Here is a 16657-nt window from a genome sequence, read left to right on the forward strand (position 1 = left end):
CCACAATTAAAATCTTTCTTATCTTTGCCGACTATGAAGTTTGATTTAAAAATTAAAGATCCGTTAAGTAAGGCAAGAGCAGGAGTTGTAACTACTGATCATGGTGAAATAGAAACACCTATTTTTATGCCTGTAGGAACAGTAGGTACCGTAAAAGGAGTACATCAAAGAGAATTAAAAGATGATATCAATCCTGATATTATTCTTGGAAATACATATCATTTATATTTACGTCCAAAAACTGATATTTTAGAGCAAGCAGGAGGTTTGCATAAATTTATGGGTTGGGATAGAAATATTTTGACAGATAGTGGAGGATTTCAAGTATATTCTTTATCTGGAAGAAGAAAAATTAATGAAGAAGGTGTGAAGTTTAAGAGTCACATTGATGGATCTTATCATTTCTTTTCTCCTGAGAGTGTAATGGAAGTTCAGCGTTCTATCGGAGCAGATATTATTATGGCTTTTGACGAATGTACACCTTATCCTTGTGATTATAATTATGCAAAACGTTCAATGCATATGACACATCGTTGGTTAAAAAGATGTATCAATCACTTGGAGAAAGTTCCGCCAAAATATGATTATAATCAAACACTTTTTCCAATTGTTCAAGGAAGTACTTTTAAAGACTTAAGAAAACGATCTGCAGAGTTTATTGCTTCTGTAGAGGCAGAAGGAAATGCAATTGGAGGATTGTCAGTAGGAGAGCCAGCTGAAGAATTATATGAAATGACAGATATCGTTTGTGGTATTCTTCCAGAAGACAAGCCAAGATATTTAATGGGAGTTGGAACGCCAATCAATATTTTAGAAAATATTGCGTTAGGAGTGGATATGTTTGATTGTGTAATGCCAACTAGAAACGCTAGAAATGGTATGTTATTTACAGCACACGGAACAATTAATATCAAAAATAAGAAGTGGGAAAATGATTTTTCTCCAATTGATGATATGGGAATTACGTATGTAGATACACAATATTCGAAAGCATATTTACGTCATCTATTTGTTGCAAATGAATTATTAGGAAAACAAATTGCAACTATTCATAATTTAGGTTTCTATCTTTGGTTAGTAAGAGAAGCTAGAAAACATATTATTGCTGGTGACTTTACGACTTGGAAAAATAGAATGGTTCAACAAATGAATAAACGATTATAGTTAGGTGAAAATACTTGATAAATATATATTAAAGAGATATCTAGGGTCTTTTATCTTTACACTTTTGATTTTAATTCCAATTGCAATTGCGATTGATATTTCACAAAAAGTAGATAAATTTTTACGCTGGCCAGAGTTAACAACAATGCAGATAATAGAGGAATATTATTTGAATTTCACTATTTATTATGCAAATACTTTTATGCCACTGGCACTGTTTATTTCTATTATATTTTTCACCTCAAAACTAGCAGCAAATACAGAAATTATTGCTATAAATAGTGCAAAAATATCTTTTACTCGTATGCTTCGTCCATATATGATTGGGGCAACGATTGTGACAATTTTTGCACTATCTATGAATCATTATATAGTACCGAAAAGTAGAAAAGTTTTCGAAGAATTTAATGATAAATATATGCGTAGTAAAAAGAAACGCGCAGGAGCTGATTATGTAAGAAATGGAACACTTCAACTATCAGACGGAGATTACGTATTTATCAAAAATTTTAATTTAAAAAATAATAGAGGGCAAAGTTTTACATTTGAACATTTTGATGGTCATAAATTAAAATATAAAATTTTTGCTGATGCTATTCGTTGGAATACAAAAGATAGTACTTATGAGCTAACAAATTATCGAAAAAGAACACTTTTAGCAAAAAAAGATCTTATTGAAGTAAAGAAAAAGTTTGATACAGTTTTTGATTTCAAACCTTCAGATTTATTAGTAATGGATTATATTTCCATGGAAAAATCAACACCAGACTTGGTAGATTTTATTGATAAGTCAAAAGCAAGAGGAGTGAAGAACTTAAATACACATTTAGTAGAGTTATATAAACGAACTAGTTTACCATTGTCATCTTATATATTGACAATTATTGCAGTAGCACTTTCTTCTAGAAAGAAAAGAGGAGGAACAGGAGTGAATCTTGCAATTGGTATTTCGTTAATGTTTACCTATGTATTCTTTATCAGAATTGCAGAAGTATTAGGTTCTGTTTCTGGTGCAAATTCTTTATTATATGTTTGGTTCCCAAATATTGTTTTTGGAGCCGTAGCAATATACCTTTATATCAATGCCAAAAAGTAACTTAAAACATTTTCTTCACCTTCATTTAATTGTTTTTATTTGGGGATTTACAGCTTTATTAGGTGATTTAATAAGTTTAGAAGCACTGCCATTAGTATGGTTTCGAATGTTTCTAGCTGTAGGATTTATTTATATATATTTTTTATATAAGAAGAAAAAAATTGCGATTGATAAAAAAGCTTGGATTAAATTTTTAATTGGGGGAATTATTATTGCCCTTCATTGGATTACTTTCTTCCATGCTATAAAGGTTTCAAATATTTCAGTTGTATTAGTTACACTTAGTACCGGAGCATTTTTTGCCTCTATTTTAGAACCCATTTTTTTTAAGAGAAAAATACAACCCTTAGAATTATTCTTCGGATCGGTTGTGATTTTGGGTCTGTATGTGATTTTTAATTTAGATACAGATTATACTTTAGGAATTATTTACGCTTTGATTTCTGCATTTCTTTCCGCTTTGTTTTCAGTAATAAATGGTTTATACGTTAAAAAATACGAACCATCGATCATTTCTTTCTATCAATTATTGTTAGGAGTAGGGTTTGTAACCATATTTCTAGGTGTTACAGGTGGATTTCATTCAGAATTTTTTGCATTAGAAGTATCAGATTGGATATATTTGTTCATTCTAAGTAGTGTATGTACTGCTTATGCATTTATCGGATCTGTAAAAGTGATGCAATTTTTAACTCCTTACACAGTAATGCTAACTATTAATTTAGAACCTGTATATGGAATTATATTAGCTGTATTAGTTTTTCCAGAAAAAGAAAAAATGGACGCTTCGTTTTATATTGGAGCAGCAATTATTATATTAGTCGTTTTATTAAACGGAATTATTAAGAATCGAAAAGAAAAGGCGATACAAAAAAAGCAAATAAGTTTATGATACTTTTTCAAAGTTGCTATATTTGTATTTCCACTCAAATATTATAGTATGGAATATTTAGATTTTGAATTACCTATAAAAGAACTTGAAGATCAATTAGAAAAGTGCGTTGTTATTGGAGAAGAAAGCAATGTAGATGTTTCTGAAACATGTAAAAATATTGAAGAAAAACTACAAAAAACTCGTGAAGAGATTTATAAAGACTTGACTCCTTGGCAAAAAGTTCAATTATCACGTCATCCTAATAGACCATATACATTAAACTACATTAATGCATTTGCAGGAGATACTTTCATGGAACTTCACGGAGATAGAAATGTAAGTGATGACAAAGCAATGGTAGGTGGTTTAGGTAAAATTGGGGACCAGAGCTTCATGTTCATAGGACAACAAAAAGGACACAACACAAAAACTCGTCAATATAGAAACTTCGGGATGGCAAATCCGGAAGGATACCGTAAAGCTTTACGTTTAATGAAAATGGCTGAAAAGTTCGGTATTCCTGTAGTAACATTCTTAGATACACCTGGAGCATTCCCAGGATTAGAAGCCGAAGAAAGAGGACAAGGAGAAGCTATTGCAAGAAATATTTTCGAAATGGCTCGTTTAAAAACTCCTATTATTTCAATCGTTATTGGAGAAGGAGCTTCAGGAGGAGCAATCGGAATTGGAGTTGGAGATAGAGTTTACATGATGGAAAATACTTGGTATACAGTAATTTCTCCAGAATCATGTTCTTCAATCTTATGGAGAAGCTGGGAGCACAAAGAAAAAGCTGCTGAAGCATTAAAATTAACTGCTGAAGATATGCTTGATCTTAAGATTATTGACGGAATCATTAAAGAACCAGTTGGAGGAGCTCACTACAATAGAGAAGAAGCTTACAACGCAGTTCAAGAGCAAATCTTAAAAGCATTTGATGAGTTAAAAGATTTATCTGATGAAGAGTTAGTAGCTCAAAGAATGGATAAATACTCTAAAATGGGAGTTTACGAAGAATAAGATTTTTCAAAAATATAGAACAAAAAAATCGCACTTAGTAAAGTGCGATTTTTTTATATTATAATTTCTGATTTTAAACGAAATAATTAATCTCTTTGATTAACAGTATACGTTCTCCATTTTTCTAAACATTGCTGAATATCTTCTGGAATTTCAGAATTAAATTGCATTTTTTCTCCAGTAACTGGATGAATAAAACCTAAAGTTTTTGCATGTAGCGCTTGTCTTGGTAAAACTTTGAAACAGTTTTCTACAAATTGTTTGTATTTTGTAAAAGTTGTTCCTTTTAAGATAGCATCTCCACCATATCTTTCATCATTAAATAATGTATGTCCAATATGCTTCATATGCGCTCTAATTTGATGCGTTCTACCAGTTTCTAGTCTACATTCAACAAGTGTCACATAAGTTAATCTTTCAAGAACTTTATAATGTGTAACAGCTGGTTTTCCAAATTCTCCATCAGGGAAAACAGACATTTGAAGTCTATTTTTTAAACTTCTTCCGATATGTCCTTCAATAGTTCCAGAATCTTCTTCAATATTTCCCCAAACTAAAGCATAGTACAATCTTTCTGTTGATTTATCAAAAAATTGTTTTGCCAAATGAGTCATTGCAGATTCTGTTTTTGCAACTACTAATAATCCACTTGTATCTTTATCAATACGGTGAACTAAACCAGGACGTTCATTACTATTTGTTGGTAAGTTTTCAATATGATGAATTAAACCATTAACTAAAGTTCCGCTGTAGTTTCCATGTCCCGGGTGTACAACCATTCCTGCTGGTTTGTTTACAACTAATAAACTATCATCTTCAAAAACAATATCAATAGGAATGTCTTCTGCTACTAATAAATTCTCATGTGGAGGATGCTCTAAAACAACTCTTACAACATCATGAGGTTTTACTTTATAATTTGATTTAACAGCAATTTCATTCACTAAAATGTTTCCAGATTTTGCTGCTTGTTGAATTTTATTTCTTGTAGCATTTTCAATAAAATTCATTAAAAATTTATCTACACGTAAAGGCTCTTGCCCATCTGACGCTACAAATCTATAATGTTCGTATAACTCTTCGTTATCTATTTCTTCTACTATACTCATTTTTTACTGCACTTCATTTTCATTTCCCTCAGAATCTGTGTCAGAGTTTTGTTTTACCTCTTGCTCACTAGATTTTCCATTTCCTTTTCCGTCTCCTAATTTCAACTCAATTACAGAGTTTTTAGGTAACAAATCTCCAACATTAATTGGCTTTCCATCATAATAAACCCCTCTTACAACATCTTTTGCAATATCGTAAACATACACAGGTTTATTTCCTACTTGCAATCCTCTAGCTTTTAAAAGAGCCAAAGCATTTCTCTTTGAAATTCCAACAATCGGAGGTAATTCCACATTTCTATACCCTGAAGGATTTACTGTCAGATATATTTGTCTGTTTTCTTTTACATTGTCATAAGCTTCAGGCGTTTGCTCAATGATAGAATATGGAGGATATTTTGGATTAAAGTTCGCTGTATCACGAATCTTAAATCTTAAATTTCTTTCTGTTAATAATTTTTCAGCTTCCTCTAACGACTTCTTTTCAAGATTTGGTACCTGAATTTTTTGATCATGATTTGTAGTGAAATCTAACCACTTCAAAACGATGAAAATTAATAAAATAACCCCCACAATTGCGATTGCAAGGTGTTTAAAAAAAGTTTTTGATTTTAAAAAATTTACTAAACTCATATAAATTTTATTTTCAGCAAAGATATAAAACGTATTTTTATGCATTGAATTATTTTAAAAAATTCTGAAATACAATGCAAAAGAACAACAAAATAAGTGTTGGGATCCTTATGGGAGGGTATTCTTCTGAATATCAGATCTCTTTAAAAAGTGGTAATGTTGTTTATGAACATTTAGATAAAGAAAAATTTAACGTTTATAAAGTTCATATTTTAAAAGAAAAATGGGTTGCTGTCATAGATTCGGAAGAATATCCGATAGATCGAACAGATTTTTCGTTTGAAATGAACGGTGAAAAAATAAATTTTGATATAGTTTTCAATGCAATTCATGGAACTCCAGGAGAAGACGGAAAGATTTTGGCATATTTAGAACTTTTAAATATTCCTCATACTTCTGCTCCTTTTTACCAGATGGCATTGACTTTTAATAAACGAGATACACTTGCAGTATTAAAAGCACACGGAATTAAAACTGCGACTTCTTGTTATATTTATGAAAATGAAAATTATTCTATTGATGAAATTTTAGAAACTGTTGGTTTACCTTGTTTTGTGAAGCCAAATAGAGCTGGTTCTAGTTTTGGAATTTCGAAAGTGAATAAAAAAGAAGAAATGCAGAAAGCTTTAGAAGTTGCTTTTAAAGAAGATCATGAAGTAATTGTTGAAGCATTTTTGGACGGACCTGAAGTTTCTGTTGGAGTAATTGAATATAAAGGAGAAGTAAAAGTATTGCCTTTTACAGAAATTGTTTCAGAAAATGATTTCTTTGATTATGAAGCAAAATATTTAGGAAAATCTCAGGAGATAACTCCGGCAAGAATTTCGAAAGAAATAGAAGCTGTAACTTCTGAAATTGCCAAAAAAGCTTATCAGATATTGAATATGAAAGGATTTTCTCGTTCGGAATTTATTATTGTAAACGATGAACCTTTCTTTTTAGAAATGAATACAGTTCCAGGTTTGACAGCAGAAAGTATCTTGCCACAACAAGCAAATTGTGCAGGAATTTCGTTGAAAGAATTATTTGGAAATGCTATTGAAATGAATTTAAACCCTAAGAAATGAGAAAAGCAATCTTCCCAGGATCATTTGATCCAATTACCGTAGGACACATTGATGTTATTGAAAGAGCAATTCCGCTTTTTGATGAGATAATTATTGCTATCGGAACGAATTCTACAAAAAAATACATGTTTTCTCTTGAAGAAAGAAAAATGTTTATTGAAGAAGCTTTTAAAAATGCTCCGAGTGTAAAAGTGAAAACTTATGAAGGTTTGACAATAGATTTTTGCAAAGAAGAAAATGCAGAATTTTTATTGAGAGGTTTAAGAAATCCTGCTGATTTTGAGTTTGAAAAAGGAATTGCACAAACAAATAGAAAGCTTTCAGGAATTGAAACAGTGTTTTTATTGACTAGTGCGGAAACTTCTTTTATCAGTTCAAGTATTGTAAGAGATTTAATCAAAAATGGAGGAGATGTAAAATTGTTTACTCCAGAAATTATTTCAAAAACACTGAAAGAGAAGAAAAATATTTAACAAATTAAAAGCTTTTTAGAAGTATTATTTTTTCTTATCTTTTATAACCTTAAAAGAATGTAACCATGAAAATCGTAATATCTCCAGCAAAGTCTTTGGATTTTGAAACAGAAACACCATCGGATTTCTATTCAGATCCAATTTTTATACAAAAATCAGAAAGAATCCAGAATACTTTAAAACAAAAAAGTCCGAAGGAACTTTCAGATTTAATGAATATATCTGCCAATTTAGCAAACCTAAATTGGCAAAGAAATCAAGATTGGTCTTATCCTTTTACATTAGAAAATTCTCGTCAAGCTCTTTATGCTTTTAAAGGAGATGTGTATCAAGGATTGGATGCATATACTATTGCAACTACCAAAATTCCGATGCTTCAAGATAAAGTAAGAATTCTTTCTGGGCTTTATGGAATTTTAAAACCTTTTGATTTAATCCAGCCATATCGTTTGGAAATGGGAACAAAATTAGAAGTGGGAACGCATAAGAATTTATATGATTTTTGGGGAAATTATATCACAGAATCTTTAAATCATGAATTAAATGATGGAGATGTGTTGATAAATTTGGCAAGTAATGAATATTTTAAAGCGATTAAACCAAAAGAATTAAAAGCAGAAATCATTACTCCAGTTTTTAAAGATTATAAAAACGGAAAGCTTAAAGTGATTAGTTTTAATGCTAAAAAAGCTAGAGGAATGATGGTGAGATATATTATTGAAAATCATGTAGAACAACCTTGTGATTTGAAAAACTTCACAGAAGGAGGTTATGCTTATGATGAAAATTTATCTTCAGACAAAGAATTTGTTTTTACAAAATAAATTAAAGAAAAAGCGAAGGCAAAGTATATTTCTACTCAAGTTATTGATGACTTCTACTTCGCTCAGTCTTTAAAAAAATTATAGAAATTGTGCGAATTTGATTTGCTTTAATTCAAATTCGTACAGTTTTTCATCTTCTTTTTCCAATTGTAGAATTCCATCTTCAGAAACTCCAACAATTTTACCCATAAAACGCTCTTCATTTGAAATAAACATGGAAGGTTTTTGATATCTGAATAATAAGTTCAAATAATCGTTGGTAATTTGTTCTTCTTCTTGATTATAGATTTGTTGTATTCTTTTCTCTATATTTTCTACTATTTTTTCAAGCAAAACATCTTTATCTATTTTCTCTTTTTTTAATAAAATACTCAGAGAAGAAGCGTGTTTTAAATCAGAATCAAAGACTTTTTGGTTGACATTTAAACCAATTCCGATAATACTAGAATGAATTTTTCCTTTTCTGAAAATATTTTCAATTAGAATTCCTGCTATTTTCTTATTCTGTGACAAAATGTCGTTTGGCCATTTGATGGAATTTTTAAGTCCAAAATACTGTGAAATTGTGTCAGAAACTGCCAAAGAAACTGCTTTACTAATGACAAAAAGATGTTTAATATTTAACTCGGAAAAATCAACGTATGTGCTAAAAGTCAAGTTTTTACCCTCTTCTACTTCCCATGTAGTGCCCATTTGCCCTTTACCTGCGTACTGATGCTCTGCTACAACGGTTGTGAAATTTTTCAAATTATCCGACTGACACAAATTTTTTAGAAAAATGTTAGTAGAATCGATGGCATTAAGTTTGATTATATTCATAACTTTACATTCATATTAACTAAGTTATTAACTTAGGGTGAAATACTCATAAAAAAACAATAACTTTGCAAAAAAACTAAATAATTTTTAATGGTTAAAGATAATATTAGTACGGACGAACTTATTGCTGTGATTTTAAAAGGAATCGAAGAAGTTAAAGGAGAAGATATTCAAATACTAGATTTACGTGACATCGAAAATACAGTATGCGATTACTTTATCATCTGTAGTGGAACTTCTAATACACATGTAAGCGCACTTTCTGGTTCAATACAAAAAATGGTAAGTAAAGAGTTAAAAGACAAACCATGGCACGTGGAGGGAGAAAATAATGCAGAATGGATTTTGATGGACTATGTAAACCTAGCTGTACATATATTCCAAAAGCAAACAAGAGAATTCTATGATTTAGAGAATTTATGGGGTGATGCAAAAATCACAAAAATCTCTACAGATTACTAGAATTTGATTATTTTTAAGTAACACAATGAAATTTGTATAAATGAACCAAGATAAAAATCAAAAAAAAGATAATAATCCATTTAACAATAAAGGAAAAGGTGGTGGTTCAAAATTTAATTATTTTTGGATTTACGGTATTCTTTTCGCTTTACTGATTGGATATCAATTGCTAAACGGTAACGGAGCATACTCTTCTAAAGAGTTGACTTATAATGAATTTTCTGAGATTTTAAAAGATAATGATATCAAAACGATTCTTATCGTAAATAAAAATGAAGCAGAAATTTTTATTAAAGAAGATGCTCTTAAAAAAGATAAGTATAAAGATGTAAAATCGGACAACTTCTTCAGTAAGAATGCTCCAGTTTATACATTTAACATTGGAGACTTACAAAATTTTGAGAAGCATATAGCAGAGGAAAAAAAGGCTCATAACCTTGAGTTTGATGTTAGAAACGAACCAAGAACAAGTATTTTTGATACGCTTATAACATTATTACCTTTCATTTTCATTATTGGACTTTGGATTTTCTTCATGAGAAGAATGTCTGGAGGTGGTGGAGGAGGCCCAGGTGGTCAAATTTTCAATATTGGAAAATCGAAGGCAAAACTTTTTGATAATGACCAAAAAGTAAAAGTAAACTTTAAAGATGTTGCTGGGTTAGAAGGAGCAAAAGAGGAAGTAACAGAGATTGTAGATTTCCTTAAAAATCCTAAAAAATATACTTCATTAGGAGGTAAAATTCCAAAAGGAGCATTATTAGTAGGACCTCCAGGAACAGGTAAAACATTATTAGCAAAAGCAGTTGCTGGTGAGGCAGGAGTACCATTCTTCTCTCTTTCAGGATCTGATTTCGTAGAAATGTTTGTTGGAGTTGGAGCATCTCGTGTTAGAGATTTATTTAAACAAGCACAACAAAAATCACCTTCTATTATTTTCATCGATGAGATTGATGCAATTGGTAGAGCTAGAGGGAAAAATAATTTTACAGGAGGAAATGACGAACGTGAGAATACATTAAACCAGTTATTAACTGAAATGGATGGTTTCGGAACAGATACTAACGTAATTGTTATTGCTGCAACAAACCGTGCAGATGTATTGGATAAAGCGTTAATGCGTGCTGGACGTTTTGATCGTCAAATCTATGTGGATTTACCAGATTTAAATGAGCGAAAGCAAATATTCAAAGTTCACATTAAGCCATTAAAAATGGATTCAGATGTGGATATTGATTTCTTATCACAACAAACTCCAGGATTCTCAGGAGCTGATATTGCAAACTTATGTAATGAAGCTGCTTTGATTGCTGCAAGAAATGGTAAGAAAGCTGTTCATCATCAAGATTTCATGAGTGCTGTTGATAGAATTATTGGTGGTCTTGAGAAGAAGAATAAAATTATTACACCTCTTGAGAAAAGAACAATTGCTTTCCACGAAGCTGGTCACGCTACTGCAAGTTGGTTATTAAGACATGCTGCACCTTTAGTAAAAGTAACAATTGTACCTAGAGGGCAATCTTTAGGAGCTGCTTGGTATCTTCCAGAAGAGAGAATGATTGTGAAAACAGACCAAATGCTAGACGAAATGTGTGCTGCATTGGCTGGTAGAGCTGCTGAGAAAATCATTTTTAATGAAATTTCAACTGGTGCATTAAGCGATTTAGAAAAAGTAACAAAACAAGCAAAATCAATGGTAAGTATCTATGGTTTAAATGATACTATTGGAAATATTACTTACTATGATTCTTCTGGTCAGAGTGAATTCTCTAAACCTTATAGTGAGCAAACAGCTCAGAAAATTGATGAAGAGATTTCTAAAATTGTAGAATCTCAATATCAGAGAGCAATCCAAATTTTAACAGATAACAAAGATAAATTAACATCTTTAGCTGAAAAGTTATTAGAAAAAGAAGTAATTTATAAGGACGATTTGGTACACATTTTTGGAAAAAGACCATTCGAAGACAAAGCAGAAGAAATTATCGAGAGTTCATCTAACGAAATAGAAAACAATTCTACTTCTGAGGATGAGAAATCAGAATAGTTTGAACATTATTTTTGAATAAATTCAATCACTTATTACATAATGAATTTTTTTAAAAAATTATTTAATACAAAAGAATCATCATCAAAGGAAAATTTTTCAGAAGAACCTGAAGAAAAATTATCCTTGGATGATTTTTTTGTTAAAAATTTTATTGAAAAAGGTGGAAAGTTTATATACTGTACACACGCAAATGAAGTTCGTGAGAACTTGGGAAATATTTTAGCAGAAAATAATTGGGAGAGAATAACTTGTATGGATAACCATTTGGTATCCCTTATTCCAGAAAAAGAAATAAATTTTGAATATCATAAAGACTCACCTATCTTTACAGCTTGTGAGCAATTAATTGCACATGATGGTAGTATTCTTTTATCTTCAAATCAATTGAAGGATAATAAAATAGATCAACTACCAAATAATTTTATCGTCTATGCAAGAACTAGTCAAATAGTACAGAATAGCGGTGAAAGCTTAACAAGTATCAAAAACAAATATAAAAACAACATCCCTTCAAACATTAGTGCTATAAAAAATTATAAGCCTATTGATGTAAATGAAGACGATTTAACAAGAAGTAATAACTCTAAGAATCTTTATTTGTTATTATTTGAAGACCTTTAATTTATGAATAATATGATAACACGAGCTATTTCAGGGCTCGTTTTTGTAGTTCTTTTAATTTCACTGATTTTATTAAATAGATATACGCTTTTTGGACTTTTATTGGTTTTAATGCTTTTTTGTATCTATGAATTTAAGAATCTTGTTAAACTAAAAAATAATTGGATTTATGTTTCTTCAATATCTCTTTTATTGACTGTAAGTTCTCCAATTATCAATTTTGAGAAAAGTGAAACTATCTTCAGATCTATTTTCTTTATTTCTTTATTTATACCACTACTTCAGCATTTATTTTCAGAAAAAAACATTCAAGATGTTCTTGGTAAATATTTTTTAACCATTGTTTATATTGCAATTCCATTTTGTAGTTTAATGTTGATTCCTTTTGTGAATCTTGGTATTGATTCTAATGAAACATTTATTCCAGAGTTAGTTTTAGGATTATTTATTCTTATTTGGTCAAATGATACTTTTGCTTATTTGGTTGGAAGAACTTTTGGTAAACATAAATTATTCGAAAGAGTTTCGCCAAAGAAAACAATCGAAGGATTTTTAGGAGGATTTATATTTACAATTATTGCAGGAATAATATTATCATATTCATTTGATACTATTAATGTTTTTCACTGGATTGTAATTTCAATCATAACTAGTTTTACAGGAGTTTTAGGAGATTTAATAGAATCTAAGTTTAAAAGAGAAGCAAATATCAAGGATAGTTCTAATTTTATTCCAGGGCATGGAGGCTTTTTAGATCGTCTTGATAGTATCATATTTACTGCTCCATTTATTTATATTTACTTACAAATATTTTAAAAAATGTTTCATAAAGAAGGATATACAACAATAGTAATCTCCATGTTTATTATTGGGATTTCTATATTGGCATTAGATAAATTTGTTACAAATGAAATAGTAAACCGTATTATTTCTTTTTGTCTACTAGTAGTTTTTTTACTTATTTTATTTATTTACAAAATACCTAAAAGAAGATTTAGACGAGATGACACCACTGTTTTAGCTCCTTTTGATGGAAAAGTTGTGAAAATTTCTGAAAATGAATATTCAGAAGAACTAGGAGAGAAAGTTAATAAGATTACAATTCAAAGAGGTTTTTGGGATTATAGAATGATTTTATATCCAATATCTGGAGAAATTGAAGAAAATCAAAATGAAAAAGGAAAAATAGGGTTGAAAATCAATAATATAAATATAATCATAGATAATGAACAAGATGTAATTTTTTATGATAATGTAGGAAAAAACATCAAACAAGGAGAGGATGCTGGTTTTATAAAAAAATGTAGAAAAATTGATATTTATTTACCGTTAAATTCAAAAATTAATGTACATTTATATAGTAAAATAAAAGGAGGTCAAGACTCTATTGCTTCATTATCAATATAGTAAAAAATGTAAAAATGACAGATTTAGATAGAAGATTTAATGAGGCATACAAAATAGCAAGTGAGACAAAATCAAAATTACCTGCTGATGTAATGTTAGAGTTCTATGCATATTATAAACAAGCTACGGAAGGAGACGCAGGAACAGAAGAGGAGGTTATGACAAAGGGAGTGAGAAATGCTTTTAAGTTTAATGCTTGGCTTCAATTAAAGACCATTAGCAAGGAAGAGGCTAAAATTGGTTACATTAATTTAGTTGAAAAGTATATAACAAAAATTAAATAACAATGAACAAAAAAGTACTCTTGAATTTACTACTAGTTGTAGTAACTCTTTTTTTCGCCTCATGTGAAGAGGAAAATACATCACAAGAAAATTCAAAACAAATTTCTCATCGTGAAGATGGTGAATTTTTACAACCAAGGATTACAAATATAACTTGGACAGCTTTTAAAACAGAAGAAAATATTCCATTATCTGGAATTTTTAAAAAAAGTTGTATTTCTAATTCAAATACTGTGACTGACATAAAAAGTGCAGTAAATGGTTCAAAATTTAGTGTTCCAGTATCTAGTTTATTTACAGATCATGAAGTTCGTGATTTTAGAATTGTAAATTATTTCTTCAAAATGCTTGATGATACAGAAGCTTTAAGTGGATATATTTATCTTGATGATGACACTACTGGTTTTATTGAATTAAAAGCAAATGGTGTTACAAAAGATTTACCATTTACATACGAAATTCAAGATTCTAAATTTAAATTGACAGCGATGATGAATGTATCAGATTGGGGAATGAAATCTTCACTTGATTACTTTATCAGTAGAACTTACCGTGAGCATAGCAAATATGGTGTTAGTGGTGTTGATGAAGAAGTAGAAGTAGAAGTAGAGATTACAGCAGATCCAGGTGTTCCTCAAGATGAGGATGAAGATGACTGTAATACTCAAGAAGAAGGGGAAGGAAATTAAATCTTAAACAATAATTTTTAAAATAATCAAAATGAAAAAACGAATACTAATCGGTTGTCTTTTTGCTGCTACATTAACTTCATTTGTTGCTTGTAAAAACGAAGTAACAAAAAAAGTTGAAGGAGAAAACACAGAACAAAGAGAAGAATCAAATGTTCAACTAGATCCTTCGAAAACTAAAATTACTTGGACAGCTTATAAGACTACAGAAAAAAAACCTGTTTCAGGAACATTTAAAGAAATTACGATTAGTAATAACAATAAAGCAACAAATGTTCGTGAAGCTTTAAATGGTGCTCATTTTAGTATTCCGGTGAGTAGTATTTATAGTAAAGATAGTATACGTGATAGTAAATTACAGAAATTCTTTTTCAATGTAATGGAAAATACAGAATTATTAAGTGGAGATATCACTGTAGAAAATGATTCAATGGGTTACATTGCTTTAAAAATGAATGGGATGTCTGAAAAATTACCATTTCATTATGTTGCAGAAAATAAAGATAATGCTGAATTACATGCGACATTAGATTTAAATAAATGGAATGCTCAAGCTGCTGTTGAAGCTTTAAATAAAGCTTGTTTTGATTTACATAAAGGTGCAGACGGAGTTAGTAAAACTTGGTCTGAAGTAACAATCAAAGCTTCAACATCAATTAAATAGAACTTATAAAATTTAAGGATAAAAAAAGAGGATTAAATTATTTTTAATCCTCTTTTTGCTTTTTATTGTTTGGTAAGCTTAAATATATCAGTATGATCACCATTAGCATCATCTGTAAATTTCCCTGGATGCTTGTCTACATTAAAGAAAAATTCTAGTTTAATTTCATTGTCAGAAACAAATTCTACTAAACCAAATACTTTCATTTCACTTCCTTCGATTGTAGCACTTAAATCAATCCAATGTGGATTTTTTTCATCATCAACAACAAAAGTAAATTCTGGAAAATCTGGTAGAATCTTTACTTTATTATCTTGTGTAAATTCAAATTCAGTTGGTAAATTATTTTTATCTTTTCCTGCCCATTTTCCTACTATTTTTGATTGAGAAAATGCAGATATTCCCATTAGAAAGAATAGAAATACAAATAAATTTTTTGTCATGTGTTAGTAATTTTAGGTAGCCAAAAATATTTATTAGATAAAAAATAAAGAATGATAAATATCAATGTAAAACTCAAAAAAAATACATATGTTAACATAAATGTTTAATAATTAACTTGAAAAAGATGTTAATATTAAGTATTGTGTAAGATATTGTTTTAAAAAATGTTTTTATCTTATTCTAAGATTGTTTTAGATGAAGATTTTTCTGTTTAACAAATAGACGGATTTTTATTTAAAATTTATTTATACTATTTTGATTACATTTGCTTCTTATTTATAGAAACATGTTGATAGAAGATAGATTTGTACAGAGTATTAGAGTAGGTGTGGAGGATTTAGACGATTTGAATCACGTGAATAATGTTAGATATGTAAAATGGATGCAAGACGTTGCAATTGCACATTGGGATTATCTAGTTGCTATTAATAACTTTAAATCAGAATATATTTGGGTGGTGATGAATCATTCTATCGATTATAAAAGAGCAGCTTTTTTGGGTGATGAAATTTCATTAGAAACACATATCGAAGGTTTTGATAAATTTACATGCTATCGAATCATTGAAATTAAGAATGCTAAAACAGGAAAACTAATCACAAAATCAAAATCAAAATGGTGTCTTATTGATCCTGAAACACACAGACCAATGATGATTCCTAGTGAAATCAAGAATATTATTTTAGAAGAAAATGCAGTTTATTCGTAATTAGTTTTTAAAGTTATATTCGTTTATTAATATTATTTAAACTACCTGTTTTTCTTTTTTTAATTCTTCCAAAGCTTGTTTTGCTTCTGCAACTAAGTTTTCATTCAATTTTTGTTCAATTTCTTCTAAACTTAAATTTTGAAAATTAGATTTGAATCGGTTTACTTGTTTCTTCGTGTAATTTGATTTCACTTCCTCCTTTTCTTTTTTAGAAATTTCAAATAATTTCATGAATTTCTCATGCTTTT

General features: G+C 29.5%; 21 protein-coding genes. 16 read left to right on the forward strand and 5 right to left on the reverse strand.

Annotated features, from left to right (window positions below):
* The first annotated feature begins 33 nt into the window (after positions 1–33).
* The 4 genes from tgt to I0K12_RS07425 are packed head-to-tail and all read left to right on the forward strand — an operon-like array spanning position 34 to position 4154.
* Positions 34–1164: a tRNA guanosine(34) transglycosylase Tgt gene (gene tgt, locus I0K12_RS07410; RefSeq protein WP_196886676.1), complete on the forward strand. Its 1131-nt coding sequence runs from the start codon at positions 34–36 to the stop codon at positions 1162–1164.
* Positions 1165–1168: 4 nt separating this feature from the next.
* Complete coding sequence (locus tag I0K12_RS07415; RefSeq protein WP_196886678.1) at positions 1169–2260, forward strand: LptF/LptG family permease; 1092 nt, start codon at positions 1169–1171, stop codon at positions 2258–2260.
* Positions 2247–3152: a DMT family transporter gene (locus I0K12_RS07420; RefSeq protein WP_196886679.1), complete on the forward strand. Its 906-nt coding sequence runs from the start codon at positions 2247–2249 to the stop codon at positions 3150–3152. The genes I0K12_RS07415 and I0K12_RS07420 overlap by 14 nt, the downstream gene beginning before the upstream one ends.
* Before the next feature lie 48 nt (positions 3153–3200).
* Positions 3201–4154 carry an acetyl-CoA carboxylase carboxyltransferase subunit alpha gene (locus tag I0K12_RS07425; RefSeq protein ID WP_196886681.1) on the forward strand — a complete coding sequence of 318 codons (954 nt, stop codon included), beginning with the start codon at positions 3201–3203 and terminating at the stop codon, positions 4152–4154.
* Between the two features lie 86 nt (positions 4155–4240).
* Here I0K12_RS07425 and I0K12_RS07430 read toward each other — a convergent pair whose 3' ends face one another.
* Complete coding sequence (locus I0K12_RS07430) at positions 4241–5263, reverse strand: RluA family pseudouridine synthase (RefSeq protein ID WP_196886683.1); 1023 nt, start codon at positions 5261–5263, stop codon at positions 4241–4243.
* 3 nt (positions 5264–5266) lie between these two features.
* Entirely contained in the window at positions 5267–5896 is a 630-nt protein-coding gene (locus I0K12_RS07435) for a PASTA domain-containing protein (protein ID WP_196886685.1), read from the reverse strand.
* A gap of 74 nt (positions 5897–5970) precedes the next feature.
* Here I0K12_RS07435 and I0K12_RS07440 point away from each other — a divergent pair, with 74 nt between their 5' ends.
* The 3 genes from I0K12_RS07440 (at position 5971) to yaaA (ending at position 8260) form a co-directional block, all read left to right on the forward strand.
* Positions 5971–6963, forward strand: coding sequence for a D-alanine--D-alanine ligase (locus tag I0K12_RS07440; RefSeq protein ID WP_196886687.1), 993 nt, complete (start codon positions 5971–5973; stop codon positions 6961–6963).
* The gene (gene coaD / locus I0K12_RS07445; protein ID WP_196886689.1) at positions 6960–7436 is read left to right on the forward strand and encodes a pantetheine-phosphate adenylyltransferase; all 477 of its coding nucleotides are present in this window, start codon (positions 6960–6962) and stop codon (positions 7434–7436) included. Before I0K12_RS07440 ends, coaD begins: the two co-directional genes overlap by 4 nt.
* Before the next feature lie 65 nt (positions 7437–7501).
* Positions 7502–8260, forward strand: a complete 759-nt coding sequence (gene yaaA / locus I0K12_RS07450; RefSeq protein WP_196886691.1) for a peroxide stress protein YaaA — start codon at positions 7502–7504, stop codon at positions 8258–8260.
* 78 nt (positions 8261–8338) lie between these two features.
* Here yaaA and I0K12_RS07455 read toward each other — a convergent pair whose 3' ends face one another.
* The gene (locus I0K12_RS07455) at positions 8339–9079 is read right to left on the reverse strand and encodes a biotin--[acetyl-CoA-carboxylase] ligase (RefSeq protein WP_196886693.1); all 741 of its coding nucleotides are present in this window, start codon (positions 9077–9079) and stop codon (positions 8339–8341) included.
* 90 nt (positions 9080–9169) lie between these two features.
* On the opposite strand from I0K12_RS07455, the gene rsfS reads away from it, so the two are divergent.
* The 8 genes from rsfS to I0K12_RS07495 are packed head-to-tail and all read left to right on the forward strand — an operon-like array spanning position 9170 to position 15256.
* Positions 9170–9541 carry a ribosome silencing factor gene (rsfS, locus tag I0K12_RS07460; protein WP_196886697.1) on the forward strand — a complete coding sequence of 124 codons (372 nt, stop codon included), beginning with the start codon at positions 9170–9172 and terminating at the stop codon, positions 9539–9541.
* Between the two features lie 40 nt (positions 9542–9581).
* A complete protein-coding gene (ftsH, locus tag I0K12_RS07465) occupies positions 9582–11588 on the forward strand; it encodes an ATP-dependent zinc metalloprotease FtsH (protein ID WP_196886702.1) in 2007 nt (668 codons plus the stop codon).
* Between the two features lie 42 nt (positions 11589–11630).
* The gene (locus I0K12_RS07470) at positions 11631–12212 is read left to right on the forward strand and encodes a hypothetical protein (RefSeq protein ID WP_196886704.1); all 582 of its coding nucleotides are present in this window, start codon (positions 11631–11633) and stop codon (positions 12210–12212) included.
* Positions 12213–12215: 3 nt separating this feature from the next.
* Positions 12216–13028, forward strand: a complete 813-nt coding sequence (locus tag I0K12_RS07475) for a phosphatidate cytidylyltransferase (protein WP_196886707.1) — start codon at positions 12216–12218, stop codon at positions 13026–13028.
* Between the two features lie 3 nt (positions 13029–13031).
* On the forward strand, positions 13032–13619 hold the full coding sequence (locus I0K12_RS07480; RefSeq protein ID WP_196886708.1) for a hypothetical protein: 588 nt from the start codon (positions 13032–13034) through the stop codon (positions 13617–13619).
* A gap of 14 nt (positions 13620–13633) precedes the next feature.
* Positions 13634–13903, forward strand: a complete 270-nt coding sequence (locus tag I0K12_RS07485; protein ID WP_196886709.1) for an acyl-CoA-binding protein — start codon at positions 13634–13636, stop codon at positions 13901–13903.
* Positions 13904–13905: 2 nt separating this feature from the next.
* Complete coding sequence (locus I0K12_RS07490; RefSeq protein WP_196886710.1) at positions 13906–14592, forward strand: YceI family protein; 687 nt, start codon at positions 13906–13908, stop codon at positions 14590–14592.
* A 31-nt stretch (positions 14593–14623) separates the two neighbouring features.
* The gene (locus I0K12_RS07495) at positions 14624–15256 is read left to right on the forward strand and encodes a YceI family protein (RefSeq protein WP_196886711.1); all 633 of its coding nucleotides are present in this window, start codon (positions 14624–14626) and stop codon (positions 15254–15256) included.
* A gap of 62 nt (positions 15257–15318) precedes the next feature.
* Here I0K12_RS07495 and I0K12_RS07500 read toward each other — a convergent pair whose 3' ends face one another.
* A complete protein-coding gene (locus tag I0K12_RS07500) occupies positions 15319–15699 on the reverse strand; it encodes a hypothetical protein (RefSeq protein WP_196886712.1) in 381 nt (126 codons plus the stop codon).
* Positions 15700–15986: 287 nt separating this feature from the next.
* Here I0K12_RS07500 and I0K12_RS07505 point away from each other — a divergent pair, with 287 nt between their 5' ends.
* Entirely contained in the window at positions 15987–16409 is a 423-nt protein-coding gene (locus I0K12_RS07505) for an acyl-CoA thioesterase (RefSeq protein WP_196886713.1), read from the forward strand.
* A 36-nt stretch (positions 16410–16445) separates the two neighbouring features.
* Here I0K12_RS07505 and I0K12_RS07510 read toward each other — a convergent pair whose 3' ends face one another.
* Entirely contained in the window at positions 16446–16640 is a 195-nt protein-coding gene (locus I0K12_RS07510) for a hypothetical protein (protein ID WP_196886714.1), read from the reverse strand.
* Positions 16641–16657: the final 17 nt, after the last annotated feature.

Source organism: Aureivirga sp. CE67, from assembly GCF_015767245.1.
Classification (GTDB): Bacteria; Bacteroidota; Bacteroidia; order Flavobacteriales; family Flavobacteriaceae; genus Aureivirga.